Here is a 22,033-nt window from a genome sequence, read left to right as displayed (position 1 = left end):
CAGTAAATTCAGCAAAGTTCAGGGTTTTGGGGGTTAGAGGCATGCTCTCGCCTGCAGAATATGCCGCCTACAACGCCCTGGGGGATATTTACCTGGATAGCCTCGGCTGGTCAGGGGGCAACACCACCCTGGAAGCCCTGCCCCACGGGCTGCCCATCGTCACCCTGCCGGGATCCCTGCTGCGGGGCCGCCACACCTACGCCATCCTGCAGCAGATGGGGATCCTGGATACCATCGCCCACACCCTCGATGAATACGTCCAGATTGCCAGTCAGTTGGGCTTGGATCCAGAGTGGCGAGAGCAAATGGGCCAGCAGGTGAAAGCACGTCAAGATCGCGTCTACCGGGATCCCGCGCCGATCCGCGCTCTGGAAGAGTGGTTGCGAAGCCTGAAGACCTGAGGGGGTAGTTTGGGTGAAAGGATAAACGGGCGAGTGTTGTCCTCTTGAAGGGATCCCGGACAGATGGCAGGATAGGCGGGGTTGTCTTGCCGGGCTTTGCCCATGTCTTCTGAGTCTGCTCCCGGTCAGTTCCCCAGGCCGGAAAACGCCCCCGACAACTTGCCCTCCCTTTCAACGCGCCTGAAAGAGATTGCCGTGGTATTCCTGCGGCTGGGATCCCTGGGTTTCGGCGGCCCCCAAGCCCACATCGCCATGCAACACGATGAGGCGGTGATCCGGCGGGGCTGGATGAGCCAGGAACAATTTACCGAAGGGGTGGGCCTATGTGAAATGTTGCCAGGGCCAGCTTCTACCCAGATGGGGATCTATGTCGGCTATGTGCGGGCAGGCTGGTTGGGGGCGGTGCTGGCGGGGATTTGCTTCATTGCCCCTGCTTTTGTGATCGAGGTGATTTTTTCTTGGCTTTACTTTCGCTTTCAGGGGGTGCCGCAGCTAGAGGGGATGTTTTTTGGGGTGGCCCCGGTGGTGATCGCCATTATCCTGGCCTTTTGCTGGAAACTGGGCCGTAAAGCTGTGAAGGATTGGAGCCGGGGGCTGATCGCGGTGGCGGCCTTTGCCCTGCTGCTGATTGGGGGGGTGAATATCCTGTTGCTGTTCGGGCTGGCGGCTCTGGTGGGGCTGCTGCTGTATGGGCCCAAAAAAGGCCCACTATCGGGGATCCCGATTTTACTCCCTTGGCCAGTATTGACGTTGGCCCAGACGGTAGTGGCCACGGTTCCACCGGAAACCCTTATCCTGAGCAGCTTTTGGGGTCTGGAGCGGATTGGTGCCTATTTCTGGCCTTTGACCTTGTTTTTCCTGAAAGTAGGCGGCGCCATCTTCGGGGGAGGGCTGGTGATCATCCCCTTCATCGCCGACGAGGTGGTGGATCAGTTGGGCTGGTTGACGCCGACAGAGTTCTTGGATGGGGTGGCCATTGGGCAATTTACTCCTGGCCCGGTGGTGCTGACGGCAGCCTTTATCGGCTACAAGGTGGCAGGGGTGCTGGGGGCCCTGACGGCAACAGTGGCCATCTTTGCCCCTTCTTTTGCCTTTATTTTGCTGGCAGCTCCGGTTCTGTTGCGCATACGGCACAATGCTTGGGTGAAGGGATCCCTGCAGGCAATTACCCCAACGGCCCTGGGGGCTGTTGCTGCGGCTACAGTGCCCTTGGCCCAAAATGCGCTGCTACAACAAACAACTCCCGCTTCGCTGGTGGCTTTGGGGATCGGGGTAGCGGCCTTCATTGCCTTGATGCGCTTTCGCCAGCCCACTTGGCTGTTGGTGTTGATGGGAGGGGGGGCGGGTTTGCTGGCCCGAGGTCTGCTGGCCTAAAGGTTTTGCTCCCTGGCCCTGCTTTCTCCTTGGGGGTGAGGGAATGACCCTGATTCAGCCTGATGGCCACGGCACTAACTGGCTTGGGCCAGCCCTTCCTCAGAGGGATCCCTGCCTTCCAGGCGACAAAACAGTTGCCGCATGAGCAGCTCCCGTTGGCCAAGAGACAGGTGAGGGGCAAGGGTGCCGGGAAAGTGGGGCATGGCGAGGGTGACACGATCCAACAGGTCGGCGCGGCGATGTCTCTGTTGAATAGCCCAAGCCCGTTCCAGAAGGTTTTGGGCTGCTTCTGGCGCTAATCCCGCTTGCTCCGATAACCACGCTGCCAGTTGTTCCAAATCGGGGTCGAAGCGCAGCCGGTACATGTAGATCAACATGCCGATCCCGATCACCAAGCCCAAGCCACTGGCTACATAGGCGGCTTTGATGGAAGTTCCCGGCAGATAGGCCACCGCCGACACGCGCAAGATTTCGTAAGGGATGCGAATCAAGCTGTAGCCGACCACATACGTCCAAACCCAAGTGCCATCTTTAAGCTTGGGGAATCGCCAGAACATCCCCATCAACAGAGCAAACAGGGCCAGATTGAGGATGCTCTCGTAGAAAAAGATCGGGTGGAAAAACTCAAACTGGCTGTATTCCGGCTCGCGAGCTTGGGGAGGAATGTACACCCGCAGCGGCCAAGGGCTGTCCGGGGGAATAGGGGCACCATAGGCCTCGGAATTGAAAAAGTTGCCCCAGCGCCCAATGGCTTGGCCCAAAATTAACCCAGGGGTGAGAACATCGGCATACTTCCAGCCGTGGATCCCGGTGGCGCGGCAATAGAAGTAGAGAGCCAGAGCACCGGCCAGCACCCCGCCATGGATGATGAGGCCCCCCTGCCAAATGGCGAAGGCCGAGAGGGGGCTATCTCTGAACTCTGACCAATGGGTGATGACGTAGTAGAGTCTGGCCCCCAGAAACCCAGACACCACCAGCCACAGGGCCAGTAGCTCCACCCGTTCGCCGGCTTTGCCGGGTTCTTTCTCCAAATGACGGGATTCGGCCAGTGCTTTGGTCAAGATCAAGCCGACCAACACGGCCACTGCCATCAATAGGCCATACCAGCGCAGGCCCAGCCCTCCCACCAGCGGGGTGCCAGGGGGAAAACGGAAGACAAATTCTCCAGGTGAGCTGAAGGTGAGACCCAACAGCCCTGCACTCCATAGGTTCATCAACAACACGCTCTGCACCCCAAAATCCCTCAATTCAACTAACCTCACAGGCAAGATTCCACTGGGGGGTTTTGGATCCCCATACCCCTACTCCCGCAGCACGTAGCCCACCCCACGCACGGTCTGGATGAGGCGCTTTTCCCCTTGGCCTTCGATCTTGAGGCGCAAATAGCGAATGTAGACCTCGATGATGTTGGAGTCGCCCATGTAGTCCAGCCCCCACACATGCTCCAAAATCTGCTGGCGGGTGAGCACCTGACGGGGGTGTTCCATCAAGTAGCGCAACAGGTCGTATTCTTTGGCCGTCAGCTCCACCTGTCGCTCTCCCCGGGTTACCTCCCGCGTTACGGGATCCAGAATCAGATCCATGAACACCAACTGGCCATCGCGGGATCGCTTTGGCTGCCGCAAATAGATCCGTATCCGAGACAGCAGCTCCTGAATGCTGAAGGGTTTGACCACGTAATCATCCGCCCCGGCATCCAACCCCGCTGCTCGATCCGACACCTCATCTCTGGCGGTCATCAGCACCACGGGCACGCGGTTGCCCGTTGAGCGCAGTCGCCGACAAATTTCCAAACCTGAGATGCCAGGCAACATCCAGTCCAACAGCACCAAGTCGGGGTTTTGGTCGCAGGCTGCCCTCAACCCGGCCATGCCATCGCTGGCTACGCTGACTCGATATCCCTCACAGGTCAGCTCCGTTTCCACAAAACGAGCCAGCTTAGCTTCATCTTCGATCACTAGAATGTGGGCAGAAGAGGGTTCAGGCTCTGGCATACGCTCTCTTGCTGAATCCAAGGAAGACGCCGAAAAACTTGCTCATTGCCCCCAAGCATATCTCAACCGTATGGATTGGCAGTCGAGATGACTGAATCCGTCCTAGCCTGCACCAACCTTGTGGAATTGCCTGGGGTTGATATCAGCAAGTGCTTTGAGTTATTCAAAAGGCATTCATGTACCTTATCACCATGAGTATCCTAAGCCATGACCCTCTCTCCTGTTCGGCTCACCCCGCCCCTACCTCCCATTCGATGGGAAAAACTGCCGGAAGACTTTCCCTTGCCGGATGAGCCTGTGGAAAGCACCTTACAGCCCCTTTTGGCTGCTGCTCTGCGTGAGGCATTGGAACTCGCTCAGAGGATCCCTGCCCAGGCTTTGATCGCCTCCAACTTTGGCCTTTGCAGCACTGTCGGGGACAAGGTGGTGGTGAAAGCCCCCGACTGGGTTTATGTGCCCGCAGTACAGCCGATTCCCGAAGGAGAGATCCGCCGCAGCTATACCCCACACTTAGAAGGGAATCCCCCGGCAATTGTGATGGAATTCATCTCCGAAACCGAGGGCGGCGAGTACTCCATCAATCCCCACTATCCCTATGGAAAATGGTATTTCTACGAGCGCATTTTGCAGGTGCCTGTCTATGTAATCTTTCATCCCAAAACCGGTGAGCTGGATGTCTACCGCCTGGAGAATGGCCGCTATACCCCTGTATCGGCGGATGAAAACCGTCGCTACTGGATCCCGGAGATTGGCTTGTTTTTGGGGGTGTGGCGGGGACAAAAAGCCGAGACCAAAGCCAACTGGTTGCGGTGGTGGACTGCCGATGGGAGTTTGCTGCTGTGGGGGAGTGAATATATAGAGCAGGAGCGGCAGCGGGCCGAACAGGAGCGGCAGCGGGCTGAACAGGAACGGCAACGGGCCGAGGCGGCAGAGGCAGCTCTCGAACAAGCCCGCTCGGAGCAACGACGCCTAGCGGCAAAGTTGCGGGAACTGGGGTTGGATCCTGATGCGGCAACCGACTATTGTTGACTATCTGTTGATATCCCCCCATTTCCCCAGTAGGTGCGCCCTCGCCAAGACCGGGGTCGGCTGAGGGCAGATAGGATTATCCGCAGAACGGCCAAGGGATCCGCCAGCGGAGAGATCCAAAACGTCCAGGGGGGGTCTTGATAGGAGCCGCGAATCCCCACGAGCACACCCAACCGTAGGGCAAGCAACCCCAAGTTCAGCCCCAACAGCAATTGCTCCGTCAGGGAGAGGGAAAGCCCTAAGCCGATCATGCCCAGTAAACCCACCGCCGCCAGCCCAGGGATCCCTTGGGTCAGGACGAGAAGCGCCATATCCCCCCACAACTGGGCCACAGGGGTGGCATCTTTCAAATCCAAAGACCGCCCCCACTCCCGCCAAGTTTCGCCAAAGGAAGTGTACATCCGCACCTGGAGCAGATGCCGACCATCCTCAAAGGCCACGTTGAAGCCCGCTGCCGCAATCTGCCGCACCAGGGTCACATCGTCACAAAATGAAGCCCGCGCCACTGTGTAGCCATTCATCGCTTCCAGCACCGACCGGCGCACCAGCATACATTGCCCATTGGCCATCGTCCGTTCTGGCAGGGTAGCCCTGTCTCCGGCTGCCCCATAGCGATAGATCAGGGTTACCAAAAGAGCCGGTTGCAGCCAGCCTTCCCCCCAGTGCTGCAAGATAAACTGCGGTGCCAGGGTGATCAGATCCAGACCTTGGGCCTGGGCAGTTTCCAGCAGGCGCTCCACCAATCCTGGCTGGGGACGGGTATCGGCATCAATGCCCAGGATCCACTCAGAGGCCGGATCCGACTGGAGAAATCCATAGTGCAAGGCCCAGGGGCGCCCCACCCATCCGTTGGGCAAGGGATCGTCGGTTACCAGACGGAAGCGCGGATCCCGCTCAGCCATCTGCAGCACTTTTTCGGGGGTGCCATCTTGAGAGCGGCTGTCCACCACCAGCACCTCCCGCAGGACGGAGCTCTGTTGGTGTAATCCTTCTAGGCAGGGATCGATGCGCTCGGCTTCGTTGAGGGTGGGCAACAACACGCTGACCAAGCCCGGCTGCAAAGGGATCCCAGGCTGACCGGGAGGCAGAGGGGAAGGGCGCCGCAAAGAGGGCAGCAGCCGCGCCAGCAGCACCGCCAGCATCGGCACTTGCATAACCAATAGACTCAGGGCGGCAGCATCTCCAGCCCAGGCAGGGATCCCGTTCATGCCAGTTCTAACCTGTAAGGGAAAAGTGTCCAAGAATGCTTGCAAGAGAAGCCCAGTGAGGACAAACTCATACTCATGGTGATTTAGCAATTCAAAATCAGTTTGGTTCCATCGTGCCTGTGCCCATTCCCCCTCAAACCTGCCGGGCTCTTCATGGATGTCTTCATCCAGCTCAGCCACAAGGGATCCCCTGTTACAGTTGTGAAATTGCACAGTGAAAGGCTCAACGCCGCGATTGCCCGCGAGGTACGGAAAGAGCTAAGCCAAATTCTCACCGAGAAACCGGGGCATTTCTTGTTGGATCTTAGTCAGGTTAGCCTGATCGACAGCATGGGGTTGTCGGTTCTGGTTTGGGCGCATCGCCATTGCCGCACTTTAGGCTATCAACTCAAGTTCTGCAGCCTGCAGGAGCAGGTCAAGCTGCTCTTCGCCATCGTCGGTTTGGATACCATTTACGAAATCTACCCCTCTGTAGAAAAGGCGCTTGAGTCTTTTCCGTAGCTCTTTCTATTGGGTCGACTCAGAACTGCCATGGTACCAACAGGATCCTACCAACCCCGGGATTAGCCCAGAGGTTGAAAACCCGCTCAGGGAGTGGGGTTATCGTTTTGCCTCTCGACCGTCTGGGGCCGGTTCACCTGAGCATAAATCTCTGCTTGCTGCTGGATTTGCTCCCGAACTTGGGGCGGGGCCAGCCGGGCTGCTTGCTCAAACAGCTCAGGCGCTTTTGCCCGTAGGTTTTCATCGGTGGCGGAGCTGAGGGCTATGGCTTTGCCCAACACGGGGGTGAAATCACTGGGATCTGCCGCAATCAACTTGTCGTAGAGGACTACAGCTTTCTCAGTCTGGTTGTTGCGGGCGTAGACAAAGGCCAAGCGCAAACGTACATCTTTATCTTCCGGCACTTCTTCAAGATGCTTCTCCAGCAGGGCAATGGCCTCAGAGGTGCGGCCCAGGGTTAGCTGCACATCCACCAACTGCTGCAGCACCTGGCCATCTTTGGGATCCCCCTCGTAAAGGATCTGGAGCTGTTCTAATGCCCCTTCAAAATCCCCCGTATCCTGCTGGATTTCGGCCAAAAAGGCTCGCAGTTGCCGATTTTCGGGCTCCAGTTCCACCAGCTTCTTCAGCGGCTCGATTGCCCCTTGCGGCTCGTTCAATTGCAGTTGGGTGTCGATCAACCCCCGCAGGGCAATGGGGTTATCCGGCTCCCGCTCCAGCACGACGCGATAGCCGTCTGCCTGGGCCCGCAGTTGCTCGGTTACCCGGCTGGCCTCTGGAGATTCGGAAGGCCCGAGGGCCTGGAATAGCGGGCCAAAGGAGAAGCCCAAGAAAGTTACCGTGCCCACCACCAGCAGCAAAATGTTGAGGAGCTTGCGGGCTGGGGATTCTTGGGGTTTGGACTGAGGCATAAAGGGCTCGCGCAGAAGACTCCTCTGTACTCTATCATCGGCGCCGGGGCAGGCTGCGGGGTGAGGTTACCCAATACCCAAAACTTTTGAAAACAGCATCCAAGGGGAGGGCAATGCCGTACTGAATTTAGGTAGTGCTGAATCTTTTTGCCACCCCTCACTCCCTCTTAACCATGCGGATCACCTGTTACCCCGACAACCTCACCTTGGAAGCCAATCCCCTGCTCACGGTTCTGGAAAATCTGCTCAAGGCGGGGGTGCGCCATGTCCATGCCTGTGGGGGCAATGCCGCCTGCTCCACCTGTCGCATCCTGATTTTGGAAGGCAGCCAAAACTGCCGCAGCATGACTCCTGCCGAGAAGAAGTTAGCTCAACGGCTAGACCTTCCTGTACATATTCGTCTGGCCTGTCAAACCCGCATCACTGGAGATGTCACCCTGCAACGGCTGGTGATCGATAAAGCAGATGTGGAAGTGGCCCAACATCAATTGCAGGCCCATTCGGTCGGCAGCCAAGTCACCGCCGCCATTCTCAGCGCTTCCCTGCGGGGGACGGCCAACTTCGACGAGGAGAACTTTCCCTACGATGTTGTCTACACCTTGGGTCGCTACTTCGCCCAAATGGGGGCCTTGGTGCAGCAATATGGGGGAGTACTGGCCAACCAGAGCGGGCTGAGAAGTCTGGCCTTGTTTGGCTTAAAACAACCCGAGCTGGCCGTACAGCAGGCACTGCAGGCGGGATTGGCGCTTGGACAGTCGGTGGCGGAGTTGAATAGGTCTCTGCGGCAACTCTCCTACCCCCAGGTTAAGCTCACCCTCGGGATCCACTACGGCCCAGTCCTTTTGCTGCCCCTCGATCCCCAAGATCCGCAGCGGTTGTCCGCCTTCGGGAAGTCGGTTCAGTTTGCCACCTGGCTGGAGTCGGTTGAGGATGTTTCGCAAGGGGGGGAACAGTCTGAGGAACAGAGCTCCCGGTTGCTCATCTCGGCAGCTGTGTATCGAGCCATGGAAGGGCAACTCCTGCAGGTGGAGCCTCTTTCGGTGAAACCCGTTCCCAACGCCAAACCCATCCGAGTCTACAGGGTGCATCCCAACCCCGTCAGCTTGCCGACTGGCGAGGAGCAAGCTCCAGAAGCAACCAAGCCTGAACCGCTTGGATGGCTGGAAGCGCTCCGGGAATGGCTACAGGCTTGGTCTCGTTTTTGAGGGATCCCTTTAGGCAAAAACGCCATCCCTTTGCTGAACTTGGGCCTGCAAATAGGGGATCCCCACCCGATGGCAGTAATCTCCAAAGCTCTCGCCAGGACGGCGCTCCTGCTTGTAGACCTGCAGGAGAACTCTCATGAGCGGCACGATCTGGCTGATGTGTACCCGATCCTGAAACACTTGCGCCAGGCGATCCCCCTGCGGGCTGGCTCCCAGCCAAATCTGGTAGTAGCCATCGGGGGCGGATCCCACCAATCCCAGCTCGGCCAGGTAGGGTCGGGCACAGCCGTTGGGGCAGCCGGTCATGCGCACCAAAAAGGGCGAATCCTGCAGATCCAGCTCCTGCAACAGCCGATCCAACTGGCGCACCAGCCCTGGCAAAGCTCGCTCCGACTCAGTAATAGCCAAGCCGCAAGTGGGCAGCGCCGGACAGGCCATCGACAGCCGCACCAGTTGAGGGATCTCTTCTTTGGAGAGCACCCCGTGGGACTTGAGGATCTGGTTGATGGCCTCCCGCTGCTGCTCTGCAATGTCGATGAAAAGTAAATCCTGAGTGGGGGTCAGCCGCACGTGCAGAGAAAAGGCTTCCACAATCCGGCGCAGCGCCGTTTTGAGCTGTCGCTCTGGGGTGTCCTGGATACGGCCATTTTCAATGGAGATGCCCAAAAACCAACGGCCATCCCCCTGCTCGTGCCAGCCTAGGTAGTCGTCGCTGTTGGGGACAAACTTGGGCATGCGCCGGAAGGGCAATAACTTCTCCCCCAGGTACTGCTCGACCACACGGCGAAACTTGCGGATCCCCCAGTCTCTCACCAAGTATTTCAACCGCGCCTGCTTGCGGTCGTGCCGGTTGCCGTAGTCTCGCTGCACGGCCAAAACCGCTTGGCAAACCCGATACACCGCCTCCGGAGGGGCAAAGCAGAGCTTCTGGGCCAGCAAGGGCTGGGTTTCTTCCTTGCCGTGAGTGCGTCCCATCCCGCCACCTACCACGATGTTGAAGCCCTTGAGGTTGCCCTTGCGGTCGGTGAGCACAATCAAGCCCAAGTCCTGGGAGTACACATCTACCGTGTTTTCCCCAGCTACGGTGATGGCGGTTTTAAACTTGCGGGGCAAATAGACGGGGCCATACAGGGGTTCTGGGCCCTCTAACCTCACCCCGTTGCCCACAAACTGCTCTGCTTCCCGCACTTCCTCATCCACCGGCGGGATGGGAATGGGCTCGCCATCCACCCAGATCTCGTAGTAGGCAGAGGTTTTTGGAGCCAACAGATCCGCCAGCTTGCGGGCATACTCTTGGGCATAGCGATAGGCAGGGCGATTTTTGTAGGGGGCAACCGGTGCCATCACGTTGCGGTTGACATCGCCGCAGGCGGCCAGGGTGGATCCCATCTGTTTGAGAATGCTGGCTATGGTGGCCTTGAGGTTTTTCTTGAGGATCCCATGCAACTGAAAGGTTTGCCGCGTTGTGGCTCGCAGGGTGCCATTGCCGTACTCATCGGCCAGCCGATCCAGGGTCAAATAAAGCTGCGGGGGCACGTGTCCCCCGGGGATGCGGGTGCGCAACATGATGGAATAGGCCCGCTCCAATCCTTCCTGCTTCCGTTGCTGCCGCAGATCCCGGTCATCCTGCTGGTAGGCGCCATGGAACTTGAGCACCTGCACCGCTGCTTCGCTGAAGTGGGTGGTGTCTTGGGCCAGCTCCTGCTGAAGGGGATCCCGTAGAAAGTGGCTGTCTGCCTTGATCTGCTCCACCTTGGAGCGCTTGGCCTCGGATGGGATCATGGGGGGCATTGGTGATCTCCGGTAAACCGGTCGGAATACTTGTGAATAACAGGCTATCACCTCCCTTGGGCGGCGTCCAGTTGGAAAAGTCAGCCTCCTATCCGGGTTTTGTCCCAAACCCGCAAAACTTGTTATTTGAGTCAGCTGGAGATGTCGGCGCTGCTAGCTGGCCAGGGCTAGGCGGGCACCATACTCCTGCACCGACCACAGTTGCCAGGCACAATTCCCCTGCAGCTCCAAAACCAGGTCGTGGTAGGCCAAGAGGGTGGGACGATGGCCGACGCTGATGTAGGTGGTGTTCAGGTGTTGCAGCTGCAGGTAGAGCAGTTTTTCGTTGGCCACATCCAGGGCGCTGGTGGCCTCGTCCAAGATGGCGTAGCGGGGCTGAGTGATCAAAATGCGGGCGAAGGCAAGGCGCTGCTGCTCCCCAAGGGAGAGGGTGCTGGCCCAATCTTTCTCCACATCAAAGCCGCCCACCCGCTCCGGCAAGTCCCCCAAGTTCACCTGGGCCAAGACTCGGATGAGATCTTCATCGGTGAGGTCTCGGCGGCGTTTGGGATAGAGCAGTTGATCCCGCAGGGATCCCAGCAGCATGTAGGGCTTCTGGGGCAAAAAGAGCATCTCCTGGGTATCTGGGCGGGCGATGGATCCCTTGCCGTTGGTCCATAGGCCGGCAATGGCCCGCAGCAGAGAGCTTTTGCCGCTGCCGCTAACACCGACAATCAGCAGCCGTTGGTCGGCTTCCAAGGCGAAGGAGAGATCCCGAACCAGGGTTCGTTCTGAATTGGGGGTGAGCAAAGTGACGTGGTGCAGCGCCAATTGCTGGGCAATGCGAGTTTGAATGTTGCTTTCCCGAGCGCTGGTGTGGCGCAGCGCCGGATCTTCCAGAGACTCGTGAAAGGAGCCTAAGCGGTTGATCCCGGCGGCAAAACTGGAAATGCTCTGGATCTGGTTGGCCACAATGGAGAGGGCGCTCAACACCTGGCTGAAGGCAATGGTGGCCTGGGTGATGGTGCCGAAGTCTCGCACGCCGCTGAAATAAAGGGGAGCCACGATGACATAGGGCACAATGCGGGTGAAATAGTTGTAGGCGTACTGGAAAATATCGATGATGGCCTGCCAGATGATCAGCAAGTTAAAATTGCGCAAGGCCGCACCAAAGCGATGCAAAATCTGCCTGAGTTCTTGATCCTCTCCCTGGTAAAAGGCGATGGACTCGGCGTTGTCGCGCACATGCACCAAGCTGTAGCGGAAATCGGCTTCATAGCGCAGTTGATCGAAGTTAATTTTAATCAGCTTGCGACCGGCCAAAATGGCGATGGCAGTACCGATAGTGGCATAGACCACCAGACCCAACGCCAACGGACGAGAAATGCCGTAGAGGATGCCGGTGAAGGCGTAGAGGGTGAGAATCGAGTCAAGGATGTCCAACAGGAAGGAAAGGGTGGTGCCGGTAAAGGAGCGGACATCCTCTGATATACGCTGGTCGGGGTTGTCGATTTCGGTGTTGGCGGTGTTGGAATCCAGCTCGTAGTAAGCCCGCTGATTGAAGTAGCGATCCAGAAAATGATCGGTCAGCCATTCTCGCCAAAACAGCCCTAGCTTGAGGCGAGTGTAGCGGTAGATCACCAAAATGGGAATAGCTGAGATAATCAGCACTCCATAAATAATCAAAAATTGCCAGAAAGTGGGCTCTTCTTTTTGCTGCAGAGCTGTGTCGATAAACCGAAAGATAAAGCTGATCATCACGTTCAGCCGGTTGACCGTCAGCGACAGAAACAGCAAAAAGGTGAGCAGCACCCACTGCAACCAGCGCTGGCGAAGCTGCCGCCACGCCGCCCCAAAACAAAGGCTGCTCAAAGCCAAGCTGATCGCGGCTACCCACAGCACTGGCGAGGACAAGTTTCTCTCCGTTTGGGCCACCAATCCGGCTGCCACATTGGTAAAAAACTCTGGGAACAGGGCCTGACCGACCAAAGTTACCCCAATCTCCACAAAGAACATCAGGGCAACCACAAACACCATGGCCGCTGCCAGCAAGCCCAAAAAGATCCAGCCCCCATAGCGTACTCTGGGGTAAAAGTAGGGCTGGGCCACCGTGATAAACCGATCCCACAGTTTGCGGTCAAAGTTAAATTGAGAGGCTTGGGATTCCATTGTTGTGGTCGGCGGAGAGAGCAAGATCGACATCTCCCAGGCTAGCAGGCCATGGGTGCCAATCTGTGTTCAATAGGAGCAAATTCCATTGGGGGTGGAACAGGTTCGGTGTCTCTTCAACCTTGCAACCGGTTTTGCCAAGCCGATTGGGCCGCCAGCCACACCGTCTGAACCGGCACGTGAAACTCCTGGGCGCGGGCCACACAGTCGCGAAACTCCGGCTGAGCGTTGACGATGCGGCCATGGTGGCGGGCTACCTTGATGTCTACCAGGCCGTAAGGGGTTTCCACCCGCTCAATGACCCGCTCCAGTAGGGTGCGCTGCTGTTGGAAGTGGCGAATGCCCAGGGTGGTGGTCTCCCGGAAGATGAGATCTTGACACTCCGGCACCCGATCCGGCGGACAGATGACGGTAAGCAGGATCCCCGGCCGCCCCTGTTTCATGGTGATCGGCTGGGTAAACACGTCCCAGGCCCCCAGGGCCAACAACTGCTCGCAGGTGTAGGCAATCACTTGGGGGTTGAGATCGTCGATTTGGGTTTGCAACACCGATACCGTTTCCGTTAGCTCTCCCCCATTGGCTTCCCCAATCCACAGACGAAGCACATTGGGAATGGGCAGCTCTTGGGCACCGGCCCCACGCCCCACTTTTTCCACCCGCATCGGCGGACAGGGGCCAAACTCTTCCGCCAACGCCACGGCCAAGGCTGCTCCTGTGGGGGTCACCAGCTCGGCTTCCACCCCGTTGCTGAACACCGGCACGCGGCCCATTTCCCACAGCTCGATCACCGCCGGCACCGGCACGGCCAATTTGCCATGCTCTGTGCTCACCCAGCCGCCCCCAACAGGATGGGGGGATGACAACACCCGCTCCACCTGCAGCCAATCCAGGCCAATGCAAGTGCCGACAATATCCACCAAAGCATCCACTGCCCCCACTTCGTGAAAGTGCACTTTTTCCACAGGCATCTGATGGACTTTTGCTTCCGCCTGCGCCAACTTTTCAAACACCGCCAAGCTGCGGGCCTTAATGGCTGGGGAAAGCTGGGATCCCGCGATCAAAGCCTGAATCTCTGCCCAATGCCGAGCAAGGGATCCCCCACTCTGGGATCCCAGCACCTCCACCACAGCTTGCAGAGCAGGCTGCCCACACCGCTGCACCCGGCTCACCTGCAGGCTATATTCCCCCTCGATGCCCAACGCCTGGAGCTGACGGTTGAGGTACTCCAAAGGCACCCCGCAATCCAGCAGGGCTCCTAGACACATATCGCCGGCAATGCCCGCCGCACAGTCGAAGTAGGCTATTTTCATGCTGGAGAACTGGGGGTAGCCGCTGCCGCCGGGATGGATGGGATCCCTCTTGATTGTAGGCAGCAACCGGCCTGGAAAAGGCGATGGGAGAAGAATCAAGCTTCTCCAGAGTCAGAAGATTCAGAAGATCGGGCAGCAGATTCCCGCCACTGTTGGATGATGTTGCCCAAATTGCGCCGAAACTCTCCAATGCCCAGCAGGGATCCGGGCTGGGGATCCCAGGAAGCTGAGAACACACCGTAGCTGATGCCCAAAAAACCAAGGCCAAACAAAGTTAGCGACTCCGCCAAGGTGAAGTAGGGGGGCAGAGCGACCACATGGTTGGTCAAGAGATAGTAATTCACAAAAAAGCTGCTCAGACCTAGCCCCGAAGGGATCCCAGAAAACACCAGAATCCGCCGCACCATCCGCCGGCTGACCTCAGGGGGAATCACGGCAACAGGCTCCTTCTTGGCCGGCTTCTTCTCCACCTCAACAGAGGCGGAGGGGGAGCGACGGCGAAAGGTTTTGGACTGGCGGCTGGATTTGCCCACGAAGACAGATCTCCGATAGCGTTTTGGATGGGCTGCCTACTTTTTCACCCGGATGTTCAGCCGTTCGGCCAGCTCCCGGAAGCGGTCAGGAGAATGCTTGGCGATGTAGTTGAGCAAACGCTTGCGACGACCGATCATCATCAGCAGGCCGCGGCGGGAGTTGAAATCCTTCGGGTTTCTCTGAAGGTGCTGAGAGAGCTGGTTGATGCGACTGGTGAGCAGAGCCACCTGAACCTCGGCAGAACCGGTGTCGGTGTCGTGCAGTCGATAGCTCTCAATGATCTGCTGCTTCTCTTGTTGCAATAAGGCCATAAGATCAAGGGACTGGATGCACTGCTTCAAGATAATAACATCGGCTTTTCCTCCCTCGCTATGGCCGAGGAGGGTTATGGAGAGAATGGGATATGACAACAACCTCTGGGGATCCTCCGGCACTGCCCGCTTTGCTGGAGCTGTTGAACTCACAAGACTTGGGAAATCGGCTGCGCGCTGTCAACAAAGCCAGAGAACTGCCTGGGCCAGAAGCCCTGACATTGCTGCAGCGAGCGATTCACGACGAGAATGCCCGCGTCCGTTATGCTGCCATCAGCCAGATGGGCACCCTGTCTGGCGTCGATCCGAACCTACTGTTGCCCATTTTGCAGCGCTCTTTGCGAGAGGATCCGGAGTTCGATGTGCGGGCTGCTGCCGCCGCTGCCCTGGGGGATCTCAAGCAGCCACAGGCCCTGGCCGATCTCCTGGAAGCTTATCGGCGAGAAACGGAGTGGCTGGTACGGTTTAGCATCATCGCTGCCCTGGGAGAGCTGGGGAACCCTGCCGCCTTCGACACTCTGGTGGAAGCTTTGCAGGACAAGAGCGAGCTGATCACCACAGCCGCTGCCGCTGCCTTGGGCGATCTGGGGGATCCGCGGGCCATCCCCTACCTGGATCCCCTCATTGATTCCGACGACTGGCAACTGCGCTACCGCGTCTGCATTGCCCTGGCCAAGTTGGGAACAGAAGCCGCTCGCGCCGGACTGACCCGGCTGGCCCAGGATTCCCAAGAACAGGTGGCCGTACATGCCCGGGCTGCCTTGGGATCCCTGTAGTTCCCTAGCTCATGGCATTGATGATGTAGTCAAAGTAAGGGGCGGCTTCAGCGGCTGCCGCCGGCTCCAACAAGCTGAGGGCAGCTTCCTTCAAAAAGACAATCGCATCGATCATGCCGGCGATGGGTACGTTGAGGGCATTGTACATTTCCCGCACCCCTATCAGGCCGATAGACTCAATCGGCTCTTTGCTGCCGGCAATAATGCCATAGGTCACCAGACGCAGATACCAGTCGTAATCTCGCAAACATTGGTTGTAGCGCTTGTCACCGTAGGCATTGCCACCGGGTTGCACGTACTCGGGCCGCTTGGCGAATAGCTGCTTCTGGGCCTGGTCAATGATGCGCTTTTTGTTTTCTGCTAACACCTGAGCGATTTGCAAGCGCCTCTCGCCGGTGGTCATGTAATTCCTGATGGCTTCCAGTTCGCTAACTGAGAGGTAACGCAGCTGGTCATCCGCGGTCTCGATGATCTGGTTGATCACGCTCACGGTAGGGATTCTCCTGTTTTCTAACTTGCTTTCAATTCGGTTCATCAATCCAGCAACCCATCCCCCCAGCCCAAGGTCGGCCCAAGAGATGAGCAGGTAGCTCGGCAAGCCAGCGCCGCCGGCTGCTCCCAGTTTAGGATAGGGCAAACCTTCCCTCAAGCACTTTGGCATGACTCCATCTCGAGACTGGCCCTAGATCCGGCCTCGCAGCCATTGGGCCATCTCATTGCGGCGCGGGGCAGCCTCCAGACACACCTCTTCGGTAATCCGCCCCTCTTGGTAAAGCCTAAACAGGGATTGATTCATGGTACACATGCCCTCATAGGAGCCGTCGGCGATCAGCTCCTCAATTTCATCCACCGCCCCCCGCTTGATGTAGTCCCGAATGGCATCGGTGTTGCGCATGATCTCGTGGGCCGCAGCTCGCTTGCCATCGGTGGTGCGCACCAGGGTTTGAGCGATGATCGCCACCAGGGTTTCTGCCAGCTGCAGACGCATCGGCTCCTGTTCTTCCGGCTTGTAAATCCCCAGCAGACGCTCGATGGTGCGGACGGCGCTGTTGGTGTGCAGGGTTCCAAAGACCAAGTGGCCCGTCTGGCCGGCCTTCAGGGCAATATCCACTGTCTCTCGATCCCGCATCTCCCCAATCAGGATGATGTCCGGATCTTCCCGCAGCGAGGCTTTCAGGGCATTGGCAAACTCCAGGGTGTGGATCCCGACCTCCCGCTGCCGCACCATTGATTTCTTGCTCTGGTGGACAAATTCGATGGGATCCTCGATGGAAATGATGTGTTTGGGAAAGTTGGAGTTGATGTAGTCCACCATCGCCGCCAAGGTCGTGGACTTACCGGAGCCGGTGGGGCCGGTCACCAAAACCAAGCCTTTGTGCTCTTCGGCAATGCGCTTCAAGACTTCCGGCGCCCGCAACTGCTCCAGCGTCAAAATTTTCAACGGGATCAGACGCATCACCATAGCCGGGCCAAGAAGGGAAACAAAGCAGTTGACCCGACACCGCACCAAACCCTCGTACTGGATGGCAGTATCCAGTTCCAAACATTCCTCAAACTGGCGAATTTGGCTCTCCGGCAGGCTTTCCCGCAGCCAGCCATAGAACATCTCGGTGGTGGTGACCGGGTAGTTGGTCAAAAGCATTTGCCCCCGATCCCGAAAGCGAGGCACTTCCCCCACCCCCAAATGAATATCTGAGTAGCCTTTGTCATAGGCTTCCTGCACCAGTTGGCGCAGGGTCAGGCCCGCAGGAGCAGCTGGAGCCACCGGGATCCGACCGGCAGCCGTTGGGCGGGCTGGTGGCGCAAAAGGCGGAGCGGCAGGATTGGGGACAGGTGGCGGCACTGGAGGCCGAGCAGCAGCAGCCGGAGCCGGAGTGGGCGGGGGCATTCGAGGGGGAGCGACAGGATCGGGCACAGGCACAGGCACCTGAGGGGGAGCGACAGCCACACCAGGCGGAATGGGCCGACCCAGAATGGGGTTGGGGGGGTTTTTGGCATTGGCAGGCCGGGATCCCATCCCTTGGGAAGCTGAACCCAGCACCGGATCCAGTTGCGTTGGGGGCTCCACCGGGGGCACCGGAGCAGCCGGACGAGGCGGACGCTGCATGACCGGCGGAGCCGGGGGCTGCCAATTGGAGTCCAAATCGGTGGGAAACTGGTTTTCGGGGCTGACCTCGCTCATGACAAGCCTCGCTTCTGGCAGGGTTTGAGTCAATCTTAGGCTAGTATTCCCAGCCTGAGCAGAGGGTTAACTCAACCCAACCACCGGCAAAGCTCCGGGAAGCTCCCTAAAAATTGGACGGATGGCGAATAAGACTCAAAAACTCCTCACGGGTACGGGGATCCTCCTGAAACACCCCCACCATCGAGCTGGTGACCGTCCAGGAGCCGGCCTTTTGTACCCCCCGCATCACCATGCACATGTGGGTAGCCTCGATAACCACCCCCACCCCGTAGGGATCCAGCACCTCCATCAAGGCCTCAGCAATTTGCCGTGTCAGGCGTTCCTGAACCTGCAGGCGGCGGGAGTACATCTCGACGATACGGGCAATTTTGCTTAGGCCCACCACCTTTTGCCTGGGGATGTAGGCCACATGGGCTTTGCCGATAAAGGGCAGCAGATGGTGCTCGCACAGGCTAAACAGAGACACATCCCGCAACAGCACCATCTCGTCATGGCCCTCATCAAAGATGGCACTGTTCAGTAGCTCCTCCAAAGACTGCCGATACCCACTGGTCAAAAACTTCAAAGCCGCAACCACTCGTTCCGGGGTTTTTCGCAGCCCCTCCCGTTGGGGATCCTCCCCGATCCCCCGCAGCAGCGTCTCCACCGCCGCCACCATAGCCGGATCTGAGACATCCGAGCTACCCAATTCTTCTTCCGCAAAAGTGGCTCGATCTCGAATCACCCGAGACTTGAAATGGGCTTTGTCATCCATTCGAGATTGCGAGCCAGATCCGGGTTTCGCAAGGGTCATAGCAGGATATTCCTTGGTTAACGAAAGGCTAAGAGAACTCGGTGCATGCAACTCAGCTCAGGTGGCATCCAGTCAAAGGCTGCGATAGCCAAAACCCTCCCAAGTCACGGGCAACCCCAAACCAGCCAGGTCTAAAAGGCTCCCACCGCAGGCATGAAGGTGAGATCTTCCACCACCGCACCTGTGGGCAACCGAACAATATAGGTAATCAAATCGGCTACCCATTCCGGCGAGAGCATTTTGGAACGGTCGAAGTTGACCCCTACCGTGCCCGTATCCCAGAGGGACGTGTCCACGGCGCCAGGGCACAGGCTGGTGACCCGAATGCCATGCTGTCGTTCCTCTTCGGCCAAAGCTTGAGAAAAGCCCATTAGGCCGAACTTGCTGGCACAGTAAGCTCCCCAGTTGGGAAAAGCTCGCTTGCCCGCAATCGAGATGACGTTGACAATCGTGCCGCAGCGCTGCCGGCGCATTCCGGGAAGTACGGCTTGGGCACACAGAAAAGCCGCCGTCAAGTTCAAGTCGATCACTCGCTGCCAATCCGACAAGGGTAAGGTGGCCAAAGGGCCAACGTGGGCCATGCCCGCATTATTGACCAAGACATCGCAGACGCCAAATCGATCCAGGAGAGCCTGCAACTGCTGGGGCAGAGCTGCTAAGTCGGCCAAGTCCATGGGAAAAACCGCTGCCTTGCCGCCCTGGGCTTGGATTTGGGCTTGCACCGCCAGCAGATCAGGTTGGGAACGGGCCACCAGAGCCACCGCTATCCCTTGTCGGGCTAGGGCTAGGGCTACAGCTCTGCCGATCCCTCGACTGGCCCCTGTAATCAGAGCACGTTCGGGAAACTTTGTCTCAAAACTCATTTACAACAAGCCTCTGGAGTGCGCCACACAAGCAAGCGCCGCCCAGGCCTGAGAAACTTCGTTAACTAAGTTTAACACTGATTTTCCGCTGCTTCGCTTGGAATCAGGGCGAGGCGTAGAAACCTTATTCTGTCCTGCTCAAGATCTGGCTGCTGGCTGTTGGATCTCGATCCGGTTGGACGGGATCCGGGGACATGGTAGTGTGGTAAAAATGGTGAAAATCTTTTGCAACAAAAACCGTCATGGCTGAGTTCTTGTTTTCTCCAAGTCCCACTGCCGCGCGGGAGGATCCCTCCTACATCCTTCAGCTTGAGGGCATCAGCAAGGGGTTTCCCGGCCAGCGGCAGTTGGTTTTGCGGGAAGTCGAGTTTCGCCTGCCCCAAGGAGACATCCTCAGCATTGTGGGCCCATCAGGTTGTGGGAAAACCACCTTATTGCGCACCATTGCCGGATTTGAGCAGCCGGATAGCGGGCGGATCCTGCTGGGGGGGCAGGTTGTGGCTGGGGAGGGGCAGTGGATCCCACCGGAGCGACGGGGAGTGGGGCTGGTGTTTCAGGATTTTGCCCTGTTTCCCCACTTGAACGTGTTGGCCAATGTGATGTTTGGCCTCCGACCCACTACCCCGTTTGCGTCGGCGGCAGGGGGTGGCAATCGCTCCCCCTCAACTGAGTTGCGAGCTGAGTTGCGAGGCGCTGCCCAACAGGCGCGGGAACGCGCTTACGAGGTGTTGCGGTTGGTGGGCCTGGAAGACTACACCCATCGTTATCCCCACGAGCTTTCGGGCGGGCAGCAGCAGCGGGTGGCTTTGGCGCGGGCTTTGGCCCCCAGGCCTAGCTTGATCCTGTTGGATGAGCCGCTGAGCAATTTGGATGTGCAGGTGCGCTACTACCTGCGGGAAGAAATCCGCAAAATCCTCAAGCAAACCCAGACCTCGGCCATTTTTGTCACCCACGACCAAGAGGAGGCTCTCTGCCTCTCCGACTGGGTGGCGGTGATGCGGGAAGGCCGTATTGAGCAATGGGGATCCCCGGAGGAGGTTTACCGGGAGCCGGCTACTCGCTTCGTGGCAGAGTTTGTTACCCAGGCCAACTTTCTGCGCTGTGAGCGGCGGGAGTTGGGTTGGCAGGCTGAAGAGCTGCTGCACATCCCATTCCAGGCTTTGAGGGATCAGCCCGACCCCAGCTTGCGCTGCGCAGAGTTGATGGTTCGACAGGAGGAGTTGCATTTGCATCCTGATCCTCAGGGCGGCATTGTCATTCGGGATCGACAGTTTTTGGGGCGAGAGTACCGCTATTCCCTGATCACAGCAGCCGGCAAAGAATTGCACGCCCTAGCCCGGGAAGCCCTGCCTGTGGGCGCGCGGGTTCACATTGCTGTTGGGCAAGGTCGGCTGTTCCCCCTCGCTGAGGGGTCCTCCGTGGCTGAAAAAGAGCCAAATCGCGCAAAAAGTAAAAGTGTTGCCTGAGTCGGGGTTCTTTTGCACACCTTTAGCAACCCATCTTCCCCGCGACACGAAAGCCTTCGCCCCAGATAGGGCTTAGACTGGCAAGACGGTGGTCCAGGCTGGTAGCTCCCTCTGGAGGGACAAACTGGGTAGGCTGTTGGTGGAGGATTCAGTGCCAAGCTATGCAGGGATCCCGCATCGTGGCAGGCCCATCGGAGAACCGGATCGCCATGGCGGAGTTCCGGGTGGGCGTGGATGCGGTCATTTTCTCCATCGACACTGAGCAGAATCGCCTTCTGGTGCTGCTGGTGCGGCGGCGGGAGGATCCCTTCCGCGGTTGCTGGGCCCTGCCAGGAACACTGGTGCGGCGCTCAGAATCCCTAGAAGCAGCGGCCTACCGCATCTTGGCGGAGAAAATTCGTGTTAAAAACCTCTATCTGGAGCAGCTCTACACCTTCGGGGGGCCGGAGCGGGATCCCCGCGAGGCCGAGGATGGCTATGGAGTGCGCTACCTGTCGGTCAGCTACTTTGCCCTGGTGCGGTTCCAGGATGCTGAATTGCTGGCAGACGGAGTGGAGGGCATTGCCTGGTATCCCGCCGACCAAATTCCCTCTTTAGCCTTTGACCACGAAGAGATTTGCCGCTATGCCCGCCGTCGCCTCTGCGCCAAGTTGGAGTACAGCCCGATTGCCTTTGACATTTTGCCCGCCACCTTCACGCTAGGGGAGGTCTATCAGCTCTACGGCACCGTTTTGGGCGAGGGGTTCTCCGACTACTCCAATTTTCGCGCCCGCCTACTGAAACTGGGTATCTTGCAAGATACCGGCCAGAAAAGTTCCCAAGGAACAGGCAGACCGGCAACCCTCTACCGTTTTGATGCGGCTGCTTTCGAGAAAATCCGTCATAAGCCAATGGTATTTGTCTAAGGGATCCCAGCTCACCAATGCTAATCCGGCCAGTCCAGCCAGATCGTTAACGTTCTCCCCAGGGCTAAAGCCGGGGGATTTTTTCCATCGCTCCACGCTCCTCGCGCTTCGTTGCAATGGGCTACACGAGGGCCTATATCCTCGTGGGGGACGCCATCTCCTCAACTACTGAGATGCCAAAACACCCCAGATACTTCTACTTCACCTTTAACGCTGCACCCTTCCATAAGCGGGTGGAGCATGACTCTAGTCAATAATAAGCTCAACTATACTGAAAATAATGTATAATATGTTCAGTACGGATTACTACCAGTTGATCTTTCTGTTT

General features: G+C 58.1%; 20 protein-coding genes and 1 pseudogene. 8 read left to right on the top strand and 13 right to left on the bottom strand.

The annotated features are described in order from the left end of the window. Positions 1-41 precede the first annotated feature (41 nt). Both ACVWVQ_RS11635 and chrA read left to right on the top strand, forming a co-directional pair. On the top strand, positions 42-401 hold the full coding sequence (locus ACVWVQ_RS11635; protein WP_457508585.1) for an O-linked N-acetylglucosamine transferase family protein: 360 nt from the start codon (positions 42-44) through the stop codon (positions 399-401). Positions 402-503: 102 nt separating this feature from the next. Continuing rightward, the gene (gene chrA, locus ACVWVQ_RS11630; protein ID WP_414373773.1) at positions 504-1,775 is read left to right on the top strand and encodes a chromate efflux transporter; all 1,272 of its coding nucleotides are present in this window, start codon (positions 504-506) and stop codon (positions 1,773-1,775) included. A 74-nt stretch (positions 1,776-1,849) separates the two neighbouring features. Here the strand turns inward: chrA and lgt are convergent, their stop codons facing one another. Further along, the gene (lgt, locus tag ACVWVQ_RS11625) at positions 1,850-2,989 is read right to left on the bottom strand and encodes a prolipoprotein diacylglyceryl transferase (protein ID WP_457508583.1); all 1,140 of its coding nucleotides are present in this window, start codon (positions 2,987-2,989) and stop codon (positions 1,850-1,852) included. 87 nt (positions 2,990-3,076) lie between these two features. Further along, complete coding sequence (locus ACVWVQ_RS11620) at positions 3,077-3,769, bottom strand: response regulator transcription factor (protein WP_457508581.1); 693 nt, start codon at positions 3,767-3,769, stop codon at positions 3,077-3,079. A 207-nt stretch (positions 3,770-3,976) separates the two neighbouring features. Here ACVWVQ_RS11620 and ACVWVQ_RS11615 point away from each other — a divergent pair, with 207 nt between their 5' ends. Beyond that, complete coding sequence (locus tag ACVWVQ_RS11615; protein WP_457508579.1) at positions 3,977-4,798, top strand: Uma2 family endonuclease; 822 nt, start codon at positions 3,977-3,979, stop codon at positions 4,796-4,798. Here ACVWVQ_RS11615 and ACVWVQ_RS11610 read toward each other — a convergent pair. Further along, on the bottom strand, positions 4,789-6,006 hold the full coding sequence (locus tag ACVWVQ_RS11610) for a glycosyltransferase (protein ID WP_457508577.1): 1,218 nt from the start codon (positions 6,004-6,006) through the stop codon (positions 4,789-4,791). The two genes, ACVWVQ_RS11615 and ACVWVQ_RS11610, sit on opposite strands and share 10 nt — an antisense overlap. A gap of 153 nt (positions 6,007-6,159) precedes the next feature. Between ACVWVQ_RS11610 and ACVWVQ_RS11605 the strand changes: the two genes are divergently transcribed. Beyond that, positions 6,160-6,507 (top strand): STAS domain-containing protein, encoded by a 348-nt coding sequence (locus ACVWVQ_RS11605; protein WP_457508575.1) that lies wholly within the window; start codon positions 6,160-6,162, stop codon positions 6,505-6,507. An 86-nt stretch (positions 6,508-6,593) separates the two neighbouring features. Here the strand turns inward: ACVWVQ_RS11605 and ACVWVQ_RS11600 are convergent, their stop codons facing one another. Continuing rightward, a complete protein-coding gene (locus ACVWVQ_RS11600) occupies positions 6,594-7,418 on the bottom strand; it encodes a tetratricopeptide repeat protein (protein WP_457508573.1) in 825 nt (274 codons plus the stop codon). Positions 7,419-7,552: 134 nt separating this feature from the next. Between ACVWVQ_RS11600 and ACVWVQ_RS11595 the strand changes: the two genes are divergently transcribed. Then, positions 7,553-8,623, top strand: a complete 1,071-nt coding sequence (locus ACVWVQ_RS11595) for a 2Fe-2S iron-sulfur cluster-binding protein (RefSeq protein ID WP_457508571.1) — start codon at positions 7,553-7,555, stop codon at positions 8,621-8,623. A 9-nt stretch (positions 8,624-8,632) separates the two neighbouring features. Here the strand turns inward: ACVWVQ_RS11595 and ACVWVQ_RS11590 are convergent, their stop codons facing one another. From ACVWVQ_RS11590 to rpsO, 5 genes are all read right to left on the bottom strand, one after another. Then, positions 8,633-10,414 carry an NADPH-dependent assimilatory sulfite reductase hemoprotein subunit gene (locus ACVWVQ_RS11590; RefSeq protein WP_457508569.1) on the bottom strand — a complete coding sequence of 594 codons (1,782 nt, stop codon included), beginning with the start codon at positions 10,412-10,414 and terminating at the stop codon, positions 8,633-8,635. Between the two features lie 153 nt (positions 10,415-10,567). Beyond that, positions 10,568-12,595, bottom strand: a complete 2,028-nt coding sequence (locus tag ACVWVQ_RS11585; protein WP_457508567.1) for an ABC transporter ATP-binding protein/permease — start codon at positions 12,593-12,595, stop codon at positions 10,568-10,570. A gap of 83 nt (positions 12,596-12,678) precedes the next feature. Beyond that, positions 12,679-13,872, bottom strand: a complete 1,194-nt coding sequence (larC, locus tag ACVWVQ_RS11580; protein WP_457508594.1) for a nickel pincer cofactor biosynthesis protein LarC — start codon at positions 13,870-13,872, stop codon at positions 12,679-12,681. A 95-nt stretch (positions 13,873-13,967) separates the two neighbouring features. Then, complete coding sequence (locus ACVWVQ_RS11575; protein ID WP_457508565.1) at positions 13,968-14,405, bottom strand: photosystem II biosynthesis protein; 438 nt, start codon at positions 14,403-14,405, stop codon at positions 13,968-13,970. Positions 14,406-14,441: 36 nt separating this feature from the next. Continuing rightward, positions 14,442-14,717 carry a 30S ribosomal protein S15 gene (gene rpsO, locus ACVWVQ_RS11570; protein WP_011431855.1) on the bottom strand — a complete coding sequence of 92 codons (276 nt, stop codon included), beginning with the start codon at positions 14,715-14,717 and terminating at the stop codon, positions 14,442-14,444. A gap of 92 nt (positions 14,718-14,809) precedes the next feature. Between rpsO and ACVWVQ_RS11565 the strand changes: the two genes are divergently transcribed. After that, positions 14,810-15,493 carry a HEAT repeat domain-containing protein gene (locus tag ACVWVQ_RS11565; protein WP_414329553.1) on the top strand — a complete coding sequence of 228 codons (684 nt, stop codon included), beginning with the start codon at positions 14,810-14,812 and terminating at the stop codon, positions 15,491-15,493. A 4-nt stretch (positions 15,494-15,497) separates the two neighbouring features. On the opposite strand, the gene apcD is transcribed toward ACVWVQ_RS11565, so the two are convergent. The 4 genes and pseudogenes from apcD to ACVWVQ_RS11545 all read right to left on the bottom strand — a co-directional run bounded on the left by apcD (position 15,498) and on the right by ACVWVQ_RS11545 (position 19,334). Continuing rightward, positions 15,498-15,983, bottom strand: coding sequence for an allophycocyanin subunit alpha-B (gene apcD / locus ACVWVQ_RS11560; protein WP_011431857.1), 486 nt, complete (start codon positions 15,981-15,983; stop codon positions 15,498-15,500). 192 nt (positions 15,984-16,175) lie between these two features. After that, positions 16,176-17,675: a type IV pilus twitching motility protein PilT gene (locus ACVWVQ_RS11555; RefSeq protein ID WP_457508563.1), complete on the bottom strand. Its 1,500-nt coding sequence runs from the start codon at positions 17,673-17,675 to the stop codon at positions 16,176-16,178. A 106-nt stretch (positions 17,676-17,781) separates the two neighbouring features. Further along, a pseudogene (folE, locus tag ACVWVQ_RS11550) lies at positions 17,782-18,351 on the bottom strand (GTP cyclohydrolase I FolE); the annotation flags it as partial. Positions 18,352-18,602: 251 nt separating this feature from the next. Then, positions 18,603-19,334 (bottom strand): SDR family oxidoreductase, encoded by a 732-nt coding sequence (locus ACVWVQ_RS11545; RefSeq protein ID WP_011431860.1) that lies wholly within the window; start codon positions 19,332-19,334, stop codon positions 18,603-18,605. 242 nt (positions 19,335-19,576) lie between these two features. On the opposite strand from ACVWVQ_RS11545, the gene ACVWVQ_RS11540 reads away from it, so the two are divergent. Both ACVWVQ_RS11540 and ACVWVQ_RS11535 read left to right on the top strand, forming a co-directional pair. Next, a complete protein-coding gene (locus tag ACVWVQ_RS11540) occupies positions 19,577-20,800 on the top strand; it encodes an ABC transporter ATP-binding protein (protein WP_457508560.1) in 1,224 nt (407 codons plus the stop codon). 161 nt (positions 20,801-20,961) lie between these two features. Next, the gene (locus tag ACVWVQ_RS11535) at positions 20,962-21,705 is read left to right on the top strand and encodes an NUDIX hydrolase (RefSeq protein ID WP_457508558.1); all 744 of its coding nucleotides are present in this window, start codon (positions 20,962-20,964) and stop codon (positions 21,703-21,705) included. The last annotated feature ends 328 nt before the right edge of the window (positions 21,706-22,033 follow it).

The organism is Thermostichus sp. MS-CIW-36, from assembly GCF_054059035.1.
The sequence above is the reverse complement of the archived record's forward strand: the minus strand, read 5'-3'. Positions and strand labels throughout refer to the sequence as shown.